The sequence below is a fragment of the Staphylococcus sp. IVB6181 genome (assembly GCF_025561445.1).
In the GTDB taxonomy this organism is placed as follows: Bacteria; Bacillota; Bacilli; order Staphylococcales; family Staphylococcaceae; genus Staphylococcus; species Staphylococcus simulans_B.
This window is the reverse complement of the sequence record NZ_CP095096.1, coordinates 23530-43234: the sequence shown is the minus strand read 5'-3', so window position 1 is coordinate 43234 and position 19705 is coordinate 23530. Positions and strand designations below refer to the sequence as shown.

Below are 19705 nucleotides of genomic sequence, written 5' to 3'. Positions count from 1 at the left end.
GTATTTTATGAAATATATAATTGCATTTTTAATCATTATAGGAACAGCCATAGTATTTACCTTAGTTAAATGGTTAGACGGTAAATGGATAGAAAAAAGAACAGGGAAAACAGCAGCAGAGTTAAGAAATATTAAAAAATGGTTAATCATTAGCTTTATTGGCGGATTAATAATAGGGTCTCTTTATGTCATCCTCTTTTACTTTTAGGAAGATTGATTTAGTTATTAAAGATAGGAAGACACAAAAAAACTTGAAAATAAATACCACCTTATAAGATTCTTTATAGTGATATTCATTTCCAAGTTTGGTTGAAAGTTTGTCTGATACTTACTGTCATACATGCTTCCTGCAAATAGTTAACAACGCAACGCTTGTACTGTAATGGCTGCTTATCGCAATATAGACGTAAGCATACTTTAAGATGATGTATGCTATTTAAGTATGCTTTCTACTGCCTCAGCAACTTTCTTAGGTGATTGCGGGTTTTGACCAGTAACTAAGCGGTCATCTTTAACCACATAAGGTCTAAATGGTAGTTTAGCTTTACTATATTTTGCATCTCTTTTTTTCAATTCAGTTTCTAACATAAACGGAACGAGTTGTTTACGATTTGCTAAGACTTCTTCCACATTTGAGAAACCCGTAAGTGCTTTATTATCAATAAAGTATCTGCCCTTCTTATCCTTAACATTTAATAAAGCTGCGATACCATGGCATACTGCAGAAACTACACCGCCATGATTGTAAATCTCATTGACCGCATTTTGAATCACTTCGTTATCAAGAAAATCAAACATCACACCATGCCCACCTGTAAAATAGATTACGTTATAATCTAATGAGTTCGCTTCACTAATCGATGGTGAGTTCTGTAATAATGCCATAAATGCTTGATCCTCAAAATACTTCTTAGTTAAGCTATCAAAAACAAAAGGCTTTAAACTGACTGGATCAATAGGTGTTTCTCCGCCTTTTATATTATAAATATCAATCTGATAGTTATCGTTATTAAAGTAGTCGTAAAAATGAACAAGTTCACCTAACCATAACCTAGTTGGTTTATCATTTTCTCCAAATTGTGCACTTGATGTATCGACTATCATTATTTTCTTCATGTTTTTCCCTGCCTTTTAGTTATTGATGAAAGACTTGCTCGATGCCTTCTTTAAATGTTGTCACTTTAAACTCAGGAAATCTTTGTTTAAATTTTTGTGAGCTGAAAATATTGTCATATTTATATCTCGGTAATAATTCCATCAATTCTTTAACCTGATTATTAAAGAAACTGCCAAATTTAAACACGCCTATTGGCAATATCATGTATTTAATAGTTTGTCCTGTTACAGCCTCTGTTATTTCTATTAAGGTTTTATAAGTAATACTTTTATCTGTAGGCAAATGCCATGTTTGACCATAAGCATCTGGAGTATTTCCAAGCAATGCAAGCGCACGACTGGCATCCGGCGTCCATATTAATGTTCTTAGGACAGAAGCGCTTACTGGAATTATAGGTTTTTTGTTTGCTTTAATTCTATTAAACACTAATGTATTTGTAATACTTTGTGTGCGATCTGGTCCATAGAATTCCGGTGCACGCCCAATGACTGCTTCAATTGTTTTATCTTCAATTGCCTCTAATACCATTTGAGCCATATCTGCACGAACTTTTGATTTTCGTCCTACTGGAAGAAACGGACTATTTTCTTTTTGCACGTTAGCATTTTTTTCATACATATACGTATTATCAAAGAATGCAAGTTTTGCACCAGTAACTTGACATGCTTTAATGACATTTTCCATCATTTTGGGAAAGTGCGTTTCCCACATTTGTGAATCAGCAGGAAGGCCTACTGCAAAATAAACAATCTCACTACCCTCAATGGCATTTAATGCTTCTTCATAGTTCATTAAATCTGCAGGTATAACTTCATCAGTTTCATGAATTTTTTTAGGTTTTCGACTGACTAATCGAATTTCTTTTGTGAAATTTCTATATAATTCTTTTGCAATTTCTTGACCAATTTGTCCATTACTACCTAATACTGTCTGCATTTTAACCACTCCGCTTATTATTAATTAAAAAAGAGAGAATCAACTCAATGAATCGATTCTCTCTATCATTTGTTCGTATATTATTGATTATTCTTTTTATCAATCCATGTCGTTGAAACATCCATAGCTGCTCGTGCAGCATTTGTTTGGTCTAAAACATTCACCATTACGAAATCATGAATGATACCTTGGAAACGCATTTGTGTCACTTCTACGCCAGCTTCTCTTAATTTGTTTGCATATGCTTCGCCTTCATCACGTAATACATCCGCTTCCGCATTCAAAATCATAGCGGGTGGTAAGCCCTCTAACTCTTCAACTGAAGCACGTAATGGAGAGGCAGTGATTTCTGCTCTTTCATTTGGATCAGTTGTATACTGATTCCAAAACCATTCCATACCTTCTCGTGTTAAATAATAGCCTTCTTCAAATTCATTATATGATTCAGTGTCAAAGGCCGCATTTGTGACTGGATAATAGAGCAGTTGTTGTTGAATAGGTAATCCTTTACGTTGCTTAGTCATAATTGTCATAACTGTTGCCATATTTCCGCCAACTGAATCACCCGCTACAGTTAACTTATCAAGATTCAGATTTTCTTCTTCTGCTACATCTGGTAATTGTTGTAAAACATCATAATTTTGTTCAATCGCAGTTGGATATTTAGCTTCTGGCGAAAGTGTATATTCAGGGAATACGACCACTGAATTGGTACGAACTGCTAATTCTCTAACTAATTTATCATGTGTGTGTCGACTGCCAAAGACCCAGCCAGCACCATGAATGTAATATATAACTGGAAGTTTTTTATTGTTGCCTTTAGGAGAAATAAAACGCACAGGTACTTCTCCCCATTCTTTAGTATTAAAAACAGTATCTTTTATATCTACGTCATATTTATCAACAGGAGAAGATTGTACTTCTTCAAGTAATTCACGCCCGTCTTTAGGATCAAGTTCATAGATTCTTGGGTGCGGTTTGTTTTCATCACTGAAATTCTTTGCTGCTGCTTCTAAAACTACTTTTTTATTCATAGACCATCGGCTCCTTACTTTAAAATTGAATATAAACAAATTAGTAAATCTAGTATTTTTATAACCATAAGTTTAAACCTATAAACCTAGTTTGTAAAAAATAAAGCACTTTGCCTATGCTTTATTTTTTGATATTCATCTCAAGTTCATGTGTTAATGTCTTTAACCAATCTAAAGCATCTGTTAAATCTGAACTATAATATCTTTCAAGACCTGCTTGTCTTACCGATAACAGTCCAGCATCTAACATTACTTTTAAATGATGTGACACTGCGGGACGAGAAATAGGTAAAGAATCTGTGATTTCTTTAACTGTTAACTCCTTCTCTTTACATAATAAAATGAGTATTTGTTGACGCTTTTCATCTTGAAGTGTATTTAAAAATTTTGAGCCTTGTCGAAACACCTCTAAAGTTTTTTCAGCTGATTGTTCTGGCATTTTATAATCTCCATTATATTTATTTTGAATTTCCCTCTTCTGAGTACTATTTCATCGTTTCATAATCCACCTATATATACAAGAGTTTGACTTGAGTAAATCCCCTTTTAACAGCAACAAGATACACACCTTTACCAAGGTTTTCGAATCATTCATCACTTATGATACGTCTTTTACCATCACTTAACAATGGTTTTATTTAATTTAGTATTTCACTGTGCAAGTTGGCTAATACTAGAAGTCAGCAAAATAATTCAACATACTGTGGTTTACAAAATCTGATAATGTGAGAAAGTTATTTTCGATTAAAACACCTAAGTATGTATCGTTAAATTCATTGATAATTTAAGGGGGAGTTCCATGGATCTTGTATTATGCGTTATTAGCTTCTTCTAGTTAGCAATTTATTTACTTGTTCTATCTTTTTGTTGCTCGTATATTTTAGTCCTTCTGTCATACAATGAAATGATATGTCCATATTTGTTTATTCAAAAGTTAAGCTTATGAGTTAAAACAAATGAAACAGACAAAATATGTCTAAACTTTCAATGCTAGTCATTATTTGACCATTTACTAAAATTCCTCAATTATTTCTTTACAATAATTAAAATTATCTTAATCAAACCTATATATTGTTTTAACTGTGTGCTAGTATTAAGAGAAAAAGGCATATAATTGAGGGAAATATATACTTTGGTTTTCCCTAGCCTTACTACTTTTTCTGCTATCATTTACAACCGTAATTGATAAATTCTTCGTTTTTGTTCTCACTTCATTTGAAACAAAAACTTACATTGAGTAGTCACATCAGATTTAAGTTTATTTCATAGAAACTTTAAAACGTGTCGAAAACAACAATATAAAATACACCACTCAACGTGGTTCAAGTTCAAAAAAGTGGTGATAGATATACCTCAAAAGGCTGTCTATCGTTATTTGTGTTTCGTTAAGATATAAGTTTTAGGTGATCATTTAGAAAGGAGTACAGTATGAAAGTTAATATATTAGGTTTTAATTTGTTCGCTAAAGGCGGTACAACCAGAAGCAATATCAATCTCATTAAAGCGTTCCAACAAGCAGGGCACGATGTTACATATTTTAATTACTTACATTATGAAGATGAGGCGATTATGAAATTAGTAATCCATGAAAATATTAACCCTAAGCGTCTTGAAATCAAATCACATAAAGAAACGAAAGCCTTATCAGATGCGGATATTTTAATTCTGACAAGAGAGTCGTTATTCAAAATTGCAAGAGATGTTAAGAAACACAATAAAAACATAAAAATTATCGGAGAGGTTCATGGACCATTATGGTATCTTGAGGACGATGCAGACTTAGCTTTAGATGCGATCGATGCGGTACGTGTAAGCACTAAAGAAATACAAGAAGCATTTAGCAATAGATTCCATTATTCATCGGTTTTCCATTACTATGTCAATGCTGCGCATATTCAAATCAATGAACACCCTATCAATACTAAACGCAACTTGTTCATCAAATCCCGCTTTGAAGACGGCATCAAAGACATTTCTTATGTCATTAAACTGATGGACTACATCGTTAACATAAAACAAGATAAGGCTATTCAACTTTATATTCAAGGTTATGGTCCTTCTGAAGTTTTATATCAAAACTTAATTCACTACTATAACTTAGAAGATAATGTGCATTTAAATCAAAAGGTACCTCAAACCTATATCTATGTTTCCTCATCGCCTTATGAAACTTTGGGCTACTCCATATTAGAAGCTATGGCAACGGGTAATCAAGCACTTATTTATCCAGGTGATGACAATGTGTTACAAGCGATATATGAGAAATACCATAACGTTCACTTTATGAAAAAAGAAGTTGAACATGACTATTCAATATTAAAAAGCATGTTAGAACATAAATATACGAATGCTGAACGTCTAGAAGATGTTAACGCAATGAAAGCAGATTTCCAACCAGAAACATACGCAGAAGATTATCTAACCTTATTTAATAAGGCTATGTCGAACCGCTCGCTTTTACCGATTAAATTAGAACGCAAAATCAAAGGGTTTAATACGAACGGTCTTAAATTTTTAAACAAGCGGAAAAATGTATAAAAGAAAATGATGAACCTTCCAGGTGTCAGAAAAGTATCTTCAAAATCCATTGTCAGAAAAGGAATGAAGAAAATCTACAACGTTCAAAAGAACGGTATGATAGAGCGCAACTTAGATAAAATCAAACCTAAGTCAGACAGAGTTTTCATTGAGTCATTCCACGGCAGTAATTTTAGCGGTGATCCAAAATACATTGCTCTTGCAATTCAAAATCAATTTAATAATAAGAAGATATTTGTCAGCTCTAGAAATGCCTTAGTAGATATTGAAATCAGAAATCACGGCTTTATACCTGTGCGTTTCGGTTCGTTGAACTACATGAAAACATTCAGATCCTGCAAATATGTCTTTATGAACGGCAATTCTTGGGATAGAGTCGACAAGGATAAAAGACAGGTCTTTGTTCAAACATGGCACGGCTTCCCATTGAAGAAAATGGTGAATAACCTCAATGATGAACAAGAAAGAAAAGCGCAGTTTCGTGCTTTCAAACCAAGAATGAAGAAATGGGATTATTTATTAACTTCTTCTAAGACGAATAAGATGCTGCTGGAGTCGGCGTTTGATTTGGAGAAGAATAAAAAGTTAAAAGTCCTTCAGTTAGGGGCACCGCGGAATGAATATTTAATAAAAAATAATAATGAAGCGGAACGTACAAGAATCAGAAAGAAATACCTGCAAGTCGATGCGAAGGATAAGAAATTCGTACTTTATTGTCCAACTTGGAGAAAAGATAAGCGCAGCAGTATAACAGGTGTAGACTTGAAAGCTTTATTAGATCATTTGCCTAGTGATTATGAAATCATCGTTAAACTCCATCCTAATGATTCTAACTTGCGTACTAAATACAATCAGCTAGATCCTCGTATTCATTGCTTTTTCAATGAGTTCGTAGATATTCAAGAACTGTATTTAATCAGCGATGTCATGATAACTGATTACTCATCAACTATCTTTGATTATGCACATTTAAACTTGCCTATTTTACTATTACAAGAAGATAGTCAAAAATATCAAGATGAAATCGGCTTTTACTTTGATATCCATGAAGTTGGTGATTTCTTAACTGCCTCTCAAAACGAAGCATTACTTGCTAAACAAATCACACATATCAGTCGAATAGACTATTCAAATTTAATCAATCGTTTAATGAATGAAGACGATTGGAACACTTCATTCAACATACTTCAAACAATTTTCAAAGATGACTCTAAACGAAAATACAATATCAACCACGAATCTTAAGTAGAAGCGAGTAGGAGAGTAATCATTAATTGAATACTCGTCCTCTCACCACCGTGCGTACGGTTCCGTACACGGCGGTTCAATATCTTGCGAAAGCAGACTCTGCGAGTCGGGCTAGTGGTACTAGTCCCTACTTGTAGAGTCTATTTTTTGTAAGCGCATGATGAACCTCATGCGAGTTTGAAAGTCTCCAATACTTCTTTCTTGAATTCGCAATGCGCATAGCACCATTATGGTCTAATCCGTATTTTCGAAGCATCTTGTATTTTGTTTTGACCTTCTTCCATCGCTTTAGAATAAATTGTCTGATTCGATGGTTTAACCACTCTTGCATTTCGCGGATAAATTTTTTAACAAAACCTCTGCCAAAATAGTTTATCCAACCTCTAGTAATCGCGTTGATTTCTGTTATAATCTCAGTAAATGTGCCATGTCTATTTCTTCTTGTGACCCACTTTAATTTGGCTTTTAAATTTCTTTTTGCTTCCATAGTGGGTCTGAAACGACAAGTGCCATTTATTTTCGTTATCAGACAACTCAAGAACTTTAAACGTGTGGGAGAACCTACCTTACTTTTATCCTTATTCACTGTTAATTTCAGGTCCTTTTCGATAAAGTTTGTGATACTCTCCATGACACGTTGTCCGGCACGTTTTGATTTAACAAAGATGACGAAGTCATCTGCGTATCTCACAAAACGATGTCCGCGCTTCTCTAATTCTTTATCCAGTTCATGCAAATAGATATTACACAACAAGGGAGATATAACCCCACCTTGAGGGGCGCCTGTCTTTCGTTAACAGTTCCTACTGCCAAGCCTGTAATGGACTTTCACCATCAAGTTGCTAATCATGCCGAGCGCACCAAAAAAGCTACAAACAACCTATGTTGATCATAGCTTAAAGAACATATTAAAACCAAAAATCAAATATGATCCGCTTCTTCATAATATGCTACTTTCCTAATTAACTCATTAATGATTTCTTTTTTATTGTTGAAAGCATCCATGAGTAATTGCTGTTATTCTTTAGTAAGCGTCATGCCTTCAAAAACAAGATGACTGACAAACTTCTGATTGTTTTTTGAATTAAGTGTGAGTATTATAACCATCTCTAGTTAAATTTATAAACCTTTATTAAAAGTTCATAACCACTAGATATTTATTAGTTATGATTTTACAATAATTCTAAAAGTTCATTGTCCCATTCATTCATTTTTTCCTTAATTTCTGCATGTTTTTCGCTTTTAATTGATAATTGTCTTAATACATGAACTTCATCAAGTTTATATAAAAATAAAATGATTAACTTTGCTGTCTTTACTTTTTCATTTAAGTTCAAATAATCAAATATGTTTCTATCAGTTATACCTTTAATATTATCGCTTTCATGACTTTCATTGTTAAGTATTAGTCTGAAAAGGTAATTTTCAAAAAATAAGCTTAGTTTTTCTGGCTTTATACTTTCTATTATGATTCTTTCTGTCCTCAACTCATCAATTCCACAGCGATATTTAAACGTACTAAATGCTTCGCAAACCCTTCTCATTGAGTTACCAATATTAGTTTCTGCTTCATTTGCATTCCCATTAGCAAAATCGTAAATTAAATTTAGTTGATTTTTATACATATTACTCAGTTTATTGTTTTTATCTGAATCCAAACCTTTTTCTGATAATACATACTTATTAACTTTAGAAGCTAACTTTTCCCCGTTTCTTAATACTATATCTGAGAAAACTTTTTCTAAGTTGAAATAGACTTCCATATCATGTGTAGTAATTAAAATTTGAGATTTTATATTACCTTCATAAATTTTGTTGAATTGCCTTCTAATATAATTATATATACCAATTTTATTTTCAAAGTCAAAACTTGAAATTGGATCATCTAACACTAAAAAAATATGTTCTTTAAAGAACTCGCTAACTCGTTTATCTTTATTTATTATTGAAAAAAAGTAAACCAATGATAATACATTTTTTTCACCAGTAGAAAGCTTAGATAATGGGACATTTTTCCCTCTCACTAAAAGAGTGTAATATCCTGTTCTTGGTTCAAGAACTAAACGCTGTTTATCGAAAAATATAAGGGCCAATTCATTATTAATATTGTTCAAAGCTATTTCTGTTTTATTTAACTTTGTCTCAATAATATTCTTTTGCTCTTCCCTTCTTTCATAAATTTTTTCGGTTTTATTTAACATATATTCATTAAATTCATTTCTAGAAACTTTTTCTAGATATTCTCTATATTCATCTTTCACTTCTAAATAAGCTATCATATTGTTAGTTTTATTATAATTTGTTTTATGATCGCTTAACTCATCTATTTGCTTATTAAAGTTTCTTATTTCATTATTGACAACTTCAATTTCCACATTTATCTCTTCAATAATTTCATTATATTTACTGTCATCGAAAGAGTATTCGTTAGTAAGGTTATTTATTTTTAAGTTTAAAATAGATTCAATATTACAAATTTCTTTTTCAAGCTTATCTAATAAATTATTAATTTTACTAGTTTCTATATTGGGTATTTCAAATCTTTGAAACTTTCTCGGGAGTTTTTCCATCACGGTATTAATATTTTGGATTTTCTGCTCAATAATATCATCTTCAAAAACTTGCTTTATCTTTTCTCTTAAAACCAGCACATAATCTTCATCTAACGGTCTAAAACATGTTTTGCATATTTTGGGATTTTCTTGTAAATAGTCATCTAATTCTTCTAGGTATTTATTCCCGAATTTTTCAAATATTTCTTCCATATTTTCATCTAAGTTTTTTGAAAAACTGATTGATGATTTATCTGATAGTACCTCATTAATTTCGTCTCTTAAGACTGATTCAAAATTATTATATCTTTCTACTTCATTAATTCTATCTACATCTGCAAAAGAGTCTATTATCTGTTGATATTCATTAAGTTTATTAAATAATATTTCTATACTATTATCATTTTCGTATTGTAAAATTTTTCGTAAGATATCTTCACTTACCCGTTTATTTTGTTTATATTTAGCTTCTATTCTATTTGCTCTCTCAGACCAACTGTCCTCTCCTCTCAATATCTTTAACACTTTATTCATCTCTCTTTTTCTATCGAATTCATTAACAAAATTTTGATATTTATTTTTTAACCTTGCAACTCTTTCAAGGGTTTGTTCGTTGTTCGTTAGTAAATTTGTTAAGTCTTCTTGATCACCAAACATCACAATGGCTTCTAAGTTTTCATTTTCACTGAATTTAATTTTATTTTCTATAAATTCGTTATCATATATAAAAAATCTTGGTTCTGGGTTTTCATTTTCAAAATAATCAACTTTTATTTGTAATGATTCATTAAATAACTCTCCATCTTGGTTATTTTTGTATTCACTTAAAGCTTTTGCTATAGTGGACTTTCCGCTACCATTCCTTCCAAATACAAGAAAATCCCTAATTATATCACCATTTCCTTTTTCAAAGTTTAAATTTATTTGGTCGTAAGGTAAGTAGTTATTATTAATTTCAATGTTTTTTATGCTCATTTAATCCCCTCTTCAAACTAGATTGTACACATAGGCTAATAAAAGTTTGTTAACTATACAAAATAAGAATTCTGCATAACTTGCTAAATCTATTTTTAGTTAAATAATTAATTTCTTTTCCTTTTGTAAAACTTTCTAATTCTTCTTCACTATCCAAAACTTTTGCCAAATAACTTTCCCCTGTAAATCGATCCTTCATACTTGTATACATTACATAATACTTACCATAAAATTCTTTAGCTGATTTTTTCATTTTTTGTAACTGTATCCAGAGCTTTCTCTATATTCGTTGCTATTCTTTTTACAACAGGAACCAAGACACTATTGCCAGCTTGTTTATATAATTGCCCATTCGACATATTTTCAGGTAACTTGAAATCCATTGGAAACCCTTGTGCATTAAATGTTTCTCTAGGAGTTAATTTTCTTATACCGCTATCAGAAAGAATAATTGGAACATTGTGGCCTCCTGTTCCCATATTAGCAGTTAAAGTTGGTACTACCCCTGCCTTATTTTCTCTGACATACTGTCTTCTCCATTGATAAATAGTTTTTAGAATTGAATGATTTTTCATAAACTGTTTCTTGAAATTTAGAGTCTAGGCATGGTATCATATCTCCTTTTTTTCTGTCTGAAAAGATTTGATAAATCACCATATACTTTTAAAAACTGAATATATTGATCTTGACCTTCTTTTCTATATTTCTCCCAAATACTCTTGATTGTCACCCGCTTTAATTTTTCTTTAATTATAACAAAAAAGCACACTGCCTTTGAACAATGTGCTAAATATATTGCTTATATGAATATAAATCTGCTGATATAATCCTTTTTATACTTTTCCATATAATTTGAACAATCTAGAACCTCAACTGCCAACGGTAATATATACTTACCAATTAAAAAATCATACGCTTCATACTTAAGCATATTTTGCGCTTTATGCCATATATCATTTCTTATTTCGTTCAAATAATTCTAAAGAAGCTTTATGATTTCTTATAAAATCAAAGTGAATTCCCAGTTCTAAGCTAATTAATTTTTAAGTTTTTTCAAGTAATGAGCTAAACGTTAAACTATTAAATTTCAGCACTTTGTTGTCATATGAAGGTTTATTTTTAATGATCTTTATCAGAGTTTCTGAATTCCTTGGTATTTCTAAAGGTAGTAATTCATGTTCTTTTTTCAGTAATTCTTTTAGTATCAGCTCAAAAAAATGATAAAAGTGCAAAATAATTTCCAAAAATTCTTCATAATATTTTTCCCATGAGTTTCTTACCATGTTCTTTTATCAAAACGCTCTCTAACACTTGCATAACTACTAAAATATGACTTCCCGCAATATTTAAAGAATTTATCACGACGTCATTATTATTAATATTCGAACTTAATAAATTATTATTTATCTATTAAAATATTATACTTCTCTACATTGTTTATCAATATTCTTAATCCATAATGGTATTCGTATCACTTATGATACGCTTCGCCACGCATAATCTTAAACGATCTATACACCTGTTCTAGCAGAATGACACGCATCATTTGGTGCGGAAATGTCATTTTGCTGAAGGAGAGGGCATAGTTGCTTCTGTCTAAGACGTCTTGATGTAAGCCGTTAGATCCTCCAATGATGTAAGTAAAGTCGCTTTGACCTTGTATCATGCGCTGCTGGATATTTTTAGCTAATCCTTCAGATGTTAACATGTTGCCTTTGATTTCTAAGGTAATAACTGTGGATTGCGGTTTGATTTTAGCTAGCAGCCGTTGTCCTTCTTTTTGTTTTACTTGTTCTATCTCTTTGTCGCTCATATTTTCCGGTGCTTTTTCATCAGGTACTTCCACAATCTCAATTTTTGTGTAAGCTCCTAAGCGTTTTTGATATTCTGCAATGGCTTGTTTCCAGTATTTTTCTTTTAATTTGCCTACGGCAAGTATTGTAATCTTCATCACATTCTCCTTTTTATTTTGAACTTATTCTAGTTATCCACAGGATATCCACCTATTCACAGGTTACTGTCTTAATTAGTACGTTATGTATATAAATTCATAGCTATTCTTGTGGATTTTACTCACATTTCTGTACATAACTTGTAGATATGTGGATAACTCTGTTAATAATGTGGGTATTTCTATGTGGATTGTGCACAAATGGGGATAACTCAACCTTATTTTGTGCATAACTTGCAGGTAGGTCTTACATAGTTATTCACAGTTACGCGCTTTCTTTACACGAAATTGTGAATAACTACCCTACGTGCACACTACCCTAAAAATTATAGCATGTTCTTTTTTACTAAATGAACACTAAATCATAAAAAAAGACCCTAGTTTTTCACTAGAGTCCCTGAACTGCTCCCTGTCAAGTAGACAGGAAAAAAACAAAAAATAATTTATTGGGAATCTGATAAACAAATTTTAAGTTACTGTACAAATGAGTTGATAAATCTCGTTTGTACAGTTTTTTTATTCTCCTAGCGCACTATCGTTTGCTTGATCTGGTAAAAAAAGTGGTGCGCTACGCACACTACTTCTTTTACCAGATTATTTAGGGTAGACATTAGTTAGAAGTTAAGCAATTAATCTTTCCATTTCCAAAGTAATTCTCTCATTGTTGTAAAAATCAATGTATTCTTTAAACTGCGAGCGTGCAGTTTTTATATCCTTGAATTTATAATGTCTATTACCGCGATAAATTTCTGATTTCATTATTCCCCAAAATGATTCCATTGGACTATTATCTATGCATCGTCCGACTCGTGACATGCTTTGAATAACACCTTGCTCATCGAGCAAGAATTTAAAATGTTTGCTTGTATATTGAAAACCTCTGTCGCTATGTAGTATTAAGCCGCTTATATTTTTCACTTTCTTTAACGCTTTATTGAAAGTATTAAAAACCAGCTGATTGTTATTTGAATAACTTATATCATAGCTTACAATTTTACCTGTTCCGAGATCTCTGATAGCGCTTAAATAAAATTTCCTTCCATTTTCTAAAATAAGTTCTGTCACATCTGTTACCCATTTTTTGTTAGCTTCCGTTTCACTAAATTCTCTATCTAATAAATTCTCTGCAGTAATAGTAGGTGTTGAGGGTCTATATCTTTTTCTTGCAGCACGTATGCAAGATTTTAGACCTAATTTTTTCATTAAACGATATACTCGTTTACGACTTACTTTTTTATCCAGTCTTAAACAGATATATATACGAATACGACGATAACCATATAAACCGTTGTATTTATTGAAAATCCACAAGATTTCTTTCATTAATATTTCATCTTCAATTTCACGCTGTGTTTTAAATTCTCTTCTCTTTCTCCACTTATAATAACTGGCTCTAGAAATTCCAACCACCTTACATAACAGAGTTATTGGATATTCATTTTTTAAGTCTTCTATTACAAGGTACTCAACTATTTGTCTAAACGGCGATTGATCAGCTCTCTTTCTTTCTCCTTCAACTTTTTTAAAATCTTGTTTTCCATTTCTAAGTATTTGATTCTTTCTTCAAGAGCTTTTGTTTTAGCTAATGCTTGTTCTTCATCAGTCATTGTCTGAGTTGGCTTACCTTTACCTCTTCCGTCTACAAGACCGGCACTTCCAAATTGTTCATATTTTTTAACCCAACTATATACTTGGCCATAATTAACATTATATTTTAAAGCTGTTTTCTTATAATCTTTTTCTGACTCAATACATGCTTCTACTATTTCTACACGTTCTTCGAACGTTGTTTTTCTCGCTTTCATTGAATACACCCCTAGTAATAGAGAATATGAAACATTCTCTTTTCCTAAAGTATATCGTTTTATCCAATCCCTAACAGTAGAATATGCTGGAATATTATATTTTATTGCTAAATCAACAGCAGAAACACCTTCAGTTAAGTATTCCTGAACAATTGTTTCTTTAAATGCTTTACTATAAGTATTATTGCTTTTCTTTGGTAATAGTACCTCAACGCCATGTACTTTATATTGGTGATATTTAAACATCACCTGTTTACGATTTAATTCTATACCACTCTTTTCTATAGCTTCATTACAACTATAACCTTCATCTATTAAACTAAATGTTAAGAGAAATAATTTAATGTCACTTTCGAGATATTTAGACATAAGAATGCTCCCCCTATAGTTTTGTTTTTTTAGTGTCTACTATAGGGGGAGCATATCACCCTTTAAAATATATTATTAATGTTTCAACTATATTGTGTAAATCGGTGTGGGTTCTGCCTTATCCGTATCACATAATAAAACTTCTTTATTTGTATCAATATCATGATGGTTTAAGACTTGTCCTACACTCATACGTGCTAAGTCTTTCATATTATTATCTTGTGATAGATGGGATAAGTAAATACGTTTTGTATTGCCTGTAATGACATCACACATTGCCATAGCCGCATCTTCGTTAGAAACGTGTCCCATATCACCTAAGATACGTTGTTTTGTTTTCCATGGATAACGGCACATACGCAGCATGTCGACATCATGGTTGCTTTCGAACATGAAAGCATCACTGCCTCTGATCATGCCTTTCATTCGATCTGAAACATATCCTGTATCCGTAATCATTGTAAATTTCTTATAATCATTATGGAAAATGTAGAATTGCGGATCTATCGCATCATGCGAAACATTGAATGATTCAATATCAAACCCAGCTAAAGAATGTGTTTCATAGGGGTTGAAGATGAATTTTTGGTCCATTGGAATCTTGCTGTCTTTCTTTTCAATGGCTTGCCATGTCTTTTCATTCGCATAGATAGGCAATTGATATTTACGTGCAAGCACGCCTAATCCTTTAATATGATCAACATGTTCATGTGTTACTAAAATACCATTTAAATCCGCTATATTTTTATCGATTTTACTGAAGAGTTCTTCCATTTTTTTGCCGGTTAATCCAGCATCAACGAGCAGGCTACCTTTATCACTTTCTACATAAGTGGCATTGCCTGTACTGCCACTCGCTAGTACGCTCATACGTATCAAGCGATTCACCCTTTCTAAGTTACTCACTATTTCTCTATTATGTTTTTCCGAGTACATTTCTATTATTATCTCAAATTATTGAGGCTTTGTTAAAGATACGGCTTGGTCATACTGCCGTTTGAGTGGCCGAACAGTGCCGGACCTCATAAATTAAAAATTTCACCTATCTATTGTACACCTAAATGACCTTTCTGCCCACTGTACTAAGGAAAATAATCTTATTTATACTTTAGGATATTCACCTATCCGCTTCTCCGCAAAGAAAGAAGCATCAATAGCTTCAATGAGCCACTGACACTTCTTTCGTTAACTGCTGCTTATGTTTGGTTTCTCTACGTTTTTAACGTTATTACTATCTTACGATAATTTTAGGGTTTTTAGACGTTGCTTCGACATAATAAGTTTTAGTTTCATTGCTGTCTGCGTGATTCACTTTGATTTCCCAGTTTGCCTGGAAGACTTGAACGTTAGTTTCACGTACGACAGAGTAGTAACCGAGTCGAATATTAGTCACAGCATCATTACGCTTTAAATAACGATTGAAGTACAACGCTTCAATGGCATTGCGTGCACTGATTACTTTTTCTTCATCATTATTTTCACCTTTAGATGCACTAAGTTCATTCATAGCTGTTTGACGATAACTGCTTACCTTGTCCTCATCATCTACTTTGAATTTCACCATAGCTTTATCATTATTCATAATCGGCAAGCCTTTAAAGGTTTGTTCAAAGACTTCTTCATCATTATCTGTACTGAATAATTGATAATCTTCACCTTTATAAATGTTCTTTTTCATGAACATTTTCAGACTTGTGACTTGATCATTACTCACGCTGATGGCTGGGTCGATTGTACCTTCTGCCACTTTCCCGTCATCAGTTGCTTTAATATCTTCTTTAGACTTAGCATAGTTCGTAAAATCTTTTGAGCGTCCTGTCACCAACTGCACTTGCAGCCCTCTGACATCCGGCAGCTCTTTAGGAATACTGATTTCTTCTTGTCTGAAATCCACTTCATTATTATCATCCGCTTCATTGATATGTGATTTATTGATTTTATTCACATACATAATAGCAAGCATGATGTTGATGATGATAAACACGAATATAAAGAGTGTCTTTGCGTATTTCCAGTTCATTCTTCAAGACCTCCATTCGAGTAAGCATGCCATTCACCATCGTATTGAATATACCATTGCGGTTCATATTCACTGTTGCGCTGTACCTCAATATCGTCTTTCTCTTTATCTTTCATCGTATAACCAATCGTCATGTTAGTTACTTTCTTAAAGTCGATATTCGGGTTATTCGCAAGGTTGGAACGTACCGTTTCAGCACCTGGCAAGTCTTTCTTATCTTCATCGCTGTCGATAGTGATATTCGTTTTAAGCAAGGCACGTGCATAACTGAAAATGCCTTTCTCTCCCCAAGCGACTTGAATCGTACTTAAATTATTTTTATTAAAGACAGGCACACCGTTTAAGAAACTTTGATATGTGAGTTCACCAGAAGTTTCATCTGTATCAAATAATCGGAAATCATCTGTGAATCCGCCATGTGCATTAATATAATCAAATGTACTTGGTATAGTTTCCAACATATTTTTAGATTTCGATTCATCTTCAGACAGATTCGTGTAACGATACGATTCATTTTTAGAATCATAGCTCGCAACACCTGTATTGTTATTATAAGTCGTGCTACCGCTCTTAGTACTGCGTACCACGACAGAATCATTAAAGAGAATAGAGTTCATCGCTTCTACACTGATATGGTTAAAGATAGTACGATATGTCTTTAAGTGTTTAGGCTTCTCTGGTGCGAAAATATGCGTAGAGGCATCTATTGTATTTTTATTCGTAATAATATCTGCGAAAGGTGATAAATCCGGTTGAATCTTGTCTTCTAAATCTTTCACATTCTTGCTTGAAATCGATGTATTCATACGCATTACATGATGATGATCACTGCCGATTGCATAAATCACTGCAGTATTCTTTTGATCAGCATCGATAATCAAACGGTTGAAATTGAATTTATTTGAGACCTTCGCATCCATATTCAAGACTTGTCCTAAATACATAGATAAAGGCATATCATAAGAAAAATCAAGAACTAAGAAGCGATCGCTCAACTCTGGAATAAACAAGTTATGCGCATGATACACCTCATTAGCATTCTTAATTTCTTGGTTCTTTAATACTTTGACAATTTTCCGATTCATATGGCGTGTTTCTAATGCACCTTCAGATTGATCACTATCAGAGATAACCACTTGATAAGGTGTTATCACACTCTCCATAGATTCAGAGTTCGCCTTGCCGATAGTATTTTGTGTATCTTTCTTATTATCCTGACTTTCAAGATTCGCCAAGTCCGGTGAGAAATTCCACATCAAATACGTTAAGACAATACTCATCAGCACCAAAAGTGTAAGTATGACTGATTTTGCGGCTTCTTTATGCCTCATCCCAATCACCATCTTCTATAACTTCACACGGTAACGTGATGAAGATTGATGTTCCTTGACCCTCGACGCTGTTTGCCCAAATACGGCCGTTATGTGCTTCCACAATCTCTTTTGAAATCGCCAGCCCTAAACCAGTACCGCCCATCTTGCGTGTACGTGCTTTATCTACACGGAAGAAGCGATCAAAGATTTTATCTACTTTATTAATCGGAATACCGATACCATTATCTTTAATACGAATTGTCATACGGTTATATAATGGGTTCGGTTTCACGTGAAACTCAACTCGTTTATTGCCGCGCGAATATTTCATCGCATTGGTAATCACATTATCAAATACTTGTGTCATCTTATCCGGGTCAATTTCTGTAAAGATGGTCTCTTCAGGAATATCTCGTACAAATGTCACATCTTTCGCCGCCATTTCATGACGGTTGATAATTTTATTAATAAACATGTTGAAATCTACAATCTCTTTGGTAATTTGTTCTGAATCATTGTCCATACGCGATAAGTTAAGCAAGTCATTTACCAAACGAATCATACGTACTGTTTCTTCTCTTGTGACAGATAAGAATTGCGGCGCAATCTCAGGATCTTGCCAAGCACCTTCTTCTAAGGCTTCAAGATAGCTGTTCATAGAAGTCAGCGGTGTACGCAGTTCGTGTGAAACGTTCGCAACAAATTCGCGGCGTTCTTGTTCAACTTGCTGCTGCTCAGTTACATCATGCAGCACAGCAATATAACCTGACACGAAACCTGTATCTTGAACGATTGTACTGAAACTTACACGCGCAATAATACCTTCAGCTTCATTAATATCTAGTAAGAAACTATTATTGTTTTCTTGCATTTCATCAAGTGCGAACTCATCTTCTAGGTTAAGCACACTTAACATGTTATAACCCATTACATCTTCTTTAGCCATGCCCAGCATTTTCAAGGCCATATCATTCACAATACGTACACGGCCGCGTCTGTCCGTCGCAATAACCCCATCACTCATGTGCGTGATAACAGAGTCTAAACGACGTTTCTCGCTTTCTGTATTCGCTTGTGCTTCTTGTACCCGCTTCGACAAGTTATTGAAGGCCAATGCAAGTTCGCCGATTTCATCGTTCCCATAAATCTTCACGCGCTGTGTATAATTCCCTTTTGACATCTCTACAGTTTGGTTACGCATATCCGTAATCGGTTTTGTAATCGTACGGGCAATAAAGAACCCAAGCAAACCAGTGATGAAGAGGGAAATTGCAGTACCTACGATAAAGATTTGGTTAAAGTTGTTCAGCTGATCATACACATTATCGATATCAGCTTCGATATAAATATCGCCGATAACCCCTTTAGAAGACTTTACAGGCAAGTTGTAAATCCATACACGCTGTTTACCCTTGCCGTAGTCTTTTAGTATAGTGTGGTCATTGGCTTGTCCTAATGAAAGCGCCTTTTGAACATAAGTATCATTTGCCTTTTGATTCACAATACTATTAGAAGATTGTTTCGTCGTTGCGACAATGATTTGATTCTTATCAATATAGTTGATCTGTTCGATTTCTTGGCGGTTCGCATATTCATTAAGCAGATTTTGAATCTCTTTTTGCGCGTTGACTGAACGGTCTTCTTCATTTACCTTTTCCACGTTGATCTCGATTTGTTTTGCATACTGCGCAATATTGTTTTTAAATGTCTGCGTTAATTCTCGTTCTAGGTTATTAGTGAAATATAAACCAATAATCTGCATACCGATAATAATTAATAAGACATAAACAATCACGAGTTTCGTGTGAAGGGATTGAAATTGTTTAAGCCATTTCATACAACGCCGC

The 19705-nt window shown here is 33.2% G+C and carries 16 protein-coding genes and 1 pseudogene; 3 read left to right on the top strand and 14 right to left on the bottom strand.

Annotated features, from left to right (window positions below):
* Window positions 1-7 precede the first annotated feature (7 nt).
* Window positions 8-208: a hypothetical protein gene (locus tag MUA90_RS00190; protein ID WP_262587536.1), complete on the top strand. Its 201-nt coding sequence runs from the start codon at window positions 8-10 to the stop codon at window positions 206-208.
* 224 nt (window positions 209-432) lie between these two features.
* Here MUA90_RS00190 and MUA90_RS00185 read toward each other — a convergent pair whose 3' ends face one another.
* The 4 genes from MUA90_RS00185 to MUA90_RS00170 all read right to left on the bottom strand — a co-directional run bounded on the left by MUA90_RS00185 (window position 433) and on the right by MUA90_RS00170 (window position 3526).
* Window positions 433-1116: a type 1 glutamine amidotransferase domain-containing protein gene (locus MUA90_RS00185; RefSeq protein WP_262587534.1), complete on the bottom strand. Its 684-nt coding sequence runs from the start codon at window positions 1114-1116 to the stop codon at window positions 433-435.
* Window positions 1117-1135: 19 nt separating this feature from the next.
* Window positions 1136-2053: an NAD-dependent epimerase/dehydratase family protein gene (locus MUA90_RS00180; RefSeq protein ID WP_262587532.1), complete on the bottom strand. Its 918-nt coding sequence runs from the start codon at window positions 2051-2053 to the stop codon at window positions 1136-1138.
* An 80-nt stretch (window positions 2054-2133) separates the two neighbouring features.
* Window positions 2134-3087: an alpha/beta hydrolase gene (locus MUA90_RS00175; RefSeq protein ID WP_262587530.1), complete on the bottom strand. Its 954-nt coding sequence runs from the start codon at window positions 3085-3087 to the stop codon at window positions 2134-2136.
* Between the two features lie 121 nt (window positions 3088-3208).
* Entirely contained in the window at window positions 3209-3526 is a 318-nt protein-coding gene (locus MUA90_RS00170) for an ArsR/SmtB family transcription factor (protein WP_262587528.1), read from the bottom strand.
* 989 nt (window positions 3527-4515) lie between these two features.
* Here MUA90_RS00170 and MUA90_RS00165 point away from each other — a divergent pair.
* Both MUA90_RS00165 and MUA90_RS00160 read left to right on the top strand, forming a co-directional pair.
* Window positions 4516-5625, top strand: coding sequence for a glycosyltransferase (locus MUA90_RS00165; protein ID WP_262587526.1), 1110 nt, complete (start codon window positions 4516-4518; stop codon window positions 5623-5625).
* 6 nt (window positions 5626-5631) lie between these two features.
* Window positions 5632-6870, top strand: a complete 1239-nt coding sequence (locus MUA90_RS00160) for a CDP-glycerol glycerophosphotransferase family protein (RefSeq protein ID WP_262587524.1) — start codon at window positions 5632-5634, stop codon at window positions 6868-6870.
* A gap of 130 nt (window positions 6871-7000) precedes the next feature.
* On the opposite strand, the pseudogene MUA90_RS00155 reads toward MUA90_RS00160, so the two are convergent.
* The 10 genes and pseudogenes from MUA90_RS00155 to walK all read right to left on the bottom strand — a co-directional run.
* Window positions 7001-7666 (bottom strand): annotated as a pseudogene (locus MUA90_RS00155) (reverse transcriptase domain-containing protein); the annotation flags it as partial.
* Between the two features lie 379 nt (window positions 7667-8045).
* The gene (locus tag MUA90_RS00150; protein WP_262587520.1) at window positions 8046-10400 is read right to left on the bottom strand and encodes an AAA family ATPase; all 2355 of its coding nucleotides are present in this window, start codon (window positions 10398-10400) and stop codon (window positions 8046-8048) included.
* 49 nt (window positions 10401-10449) lie between these two features.
* Window positions 10450-10653 carry a hypothetical protein gene (locus tag MUA90_RS00145; protein ID WP_262587518.1) on the bottom strand — a complete coding sequence of 68 codons (204 nt, stop codon included), beginning with the start codon at window positions 10651-10653 and terminating at the stop codon, window positions 10450-10452.
* Entirely contained in the window at window positions 10637-10975 is a 339-nt protein-coding gene (locus MUA90_RS00140; RefSeq protein ID WP_262587516.1) for a DNA cytosine methyltransferase, read from the bottom strand. Before MUA90_RS00140 ends, MUA90_RS00145 begins: the two co-directional genes overlap by 17 nt.
* Before the next feature lie 896 nt (window positions 10976-11871).
* The gene (gene rlmH, locus MUA90_RS00135) at window positions 11872-12351 is read right to left on the bottom strand and encodes a 23S rRNA (pseudouridine(1915)-N(3))-methyltransferase RlmH (protein WP_105994047.1); all 480 of its coding nucleotides are present in this window, start codon (window positions 12349-12351) and stop codon (window positions 11872-11874) included.
* 621 nt (window positions 12352-12972) lie between these two features.
* Window positions 12973-14525 (bottom strand): IS3 family transposase gene (locus MUA90_RS13990; RefSeq protein WP_398577359.1). Its coding sequence is split into 2 segments (ribosomal slippage): window positions 12973-13845 and window positions 13848-14525, totalling 1551 coding nucleotides; the frame shifts between segments, so codons are not numbered across the junction.
* An 87-nt stretch (window positions 14526-14612) separates the two neighbouring features.
* The gene (locus MUA90_RS00120) at window positions 14613-15413 is read right to left on the bottom strand and encodes an MBL fold metallo-hydrolase (RefSeq protein WP_105994095.1); all 801 of its coding nucleotides are present in this window, start codon (window positions 15411-15413) and stop codon (window positions 14613-14615) included.
* A gap of 343 nt (window positions 15414-15756) precedes the next feature.
* On the bottom strand, window positions 15757-16545 hold the full coding sequence (locus tag MUA90_RS00115) for a two-component system regulatory protein YycI (RefSeq protein WP_105994048.1): 789 nt from the start codon (window positions 16543-16545) through the stop codon (window positions 15757-15759).
* Entirely contained in the window at window positions 16542-17876 is a 1335-nt protein-coding gene (locus tag MUA90_RS00110; protein WP_262587510.1) for a YycH family regulatory protein, read from the bottom strand. Before MUA90_RS00110 ends, MUA90_RS00115 begins: the two co-directional genes overlap by 4 nt.
* Window positions 17866-19695, bottom strand: coding sequence for a cell wall metabolism sensor histidine kinase WalK (gene walK, locus MUA90_RS00105; protein ID WP_262587508.1), 1830 nt, complete (start codon window positions 19693-19695; stop codon window positions 17866-17868). The genes MUA90_RS00110 and walK overlap by 11 nt, the downstream gene beginning before the upstream one ends.
* Between the last annotated feature and the right edge of the window lie 10 nt (window positions 19696-19705).

Excerpts from the sequence above, each read along its gene's own strand:
- MUA90_RS00180 (WP_262587532.1), bottom strand. The coding sequence starts at position 2,053 with ATGCAGACAGTATTAGGTAGTAATGGACAAATTGGTCAAGAAATTGCA.
- rlmH (WP_105994047.1), bottom strand. The coding sequence starts at position 12,351 with ATGAAGATTACAATACTTGCCGTAGGCAAATTAAAAGAAAAATACTGG.
- MUA90_RS00115 (WP_105994048.1), bottom strand. The coding sequence starts at position 16,545 with ATGAACTGGAAATACGCAAAGACACTCTTTATATTCGTGTTTATCATC.
- MUA90_RS00110 (WP_262587510.1), bottom strand. The coding sequence starts at position 17,876 with ATGAGGCATAAAGAAGCCGCAAAATCAGTCATACTTACACTTTTGGTG.
- walK (WP_262587508.1), bottom strand. The coding sequence starts at position 19,695 with ATGAAATGGCTTAAACAATTTCAATCCCTTCACACGAAACTCGTGATT.
- MUA90_RS00185 (WP_262587534.1), bottom strand. The coding sequence starts at position 1,116 with ATGAAGAAAATAATGATAGTCGATACATCAAGTGCACAATTTGGAGAA.
- MUA90_RS00190 (WP_262587536.1), top strand. The coding sequence starts at position 8 with ATGAAATATATAATTGCATTTTTAATCATTATAGGAACAGCCATAGTA.
- MUA90_RS00140 (WP_262587516.1), bottom strand. The coding sequence starts at position 10,975 with ATGAAAAATCATTCAATTCTAAAAACTATTTATCAATGGAGAAGACAG.
- MUA90_RS00145 (WP_262587518.1), bottom strand. The coding sequence starts at position 10,653 with ATGAAAAAATCAGCTAAAGAATTTTATGGTAAGTATTATGTAATGTAT.
- MUA90_RS00160 (WP_262587524.1), top strand. The coding sequence starts at position 5,632 with ATGATGAACCTTCCAGGTGTCAGAAAAGTATCTTCAAAATCCATTGTC.
- MUA90_RS00170 (WP_262587528.1), bottom strand. The coding sequence starts at position 3,526 with ATGCCAGAACAATCAGCTGAAAAAACTTTAGAGGTGTTTCGACAAGGC.
- MUA90_RS00165 (WP_262587526.1), top strand. The coding sequence starts at position 4,516 with ATGAAAGTTAATATATTAGGTTTTAATTTGTTCGCTAAAGGCGGTACA.
- MUA90_RS00150 (WP_262587520.1), bottom strand. The coding sequence starts at position 10,400 with ATGAGCATAAAAAACATTGAAATTAATAATAACTACTTACCTTACGAC.
- MUA90_RS00175 (WP_262587530.1), bottom strand. The coding sequence starts at position 3,087 with ATGAATAAAAAAGTAGTTTTAGAAGCAGCAGCAAAGAATTTCAGTGAT.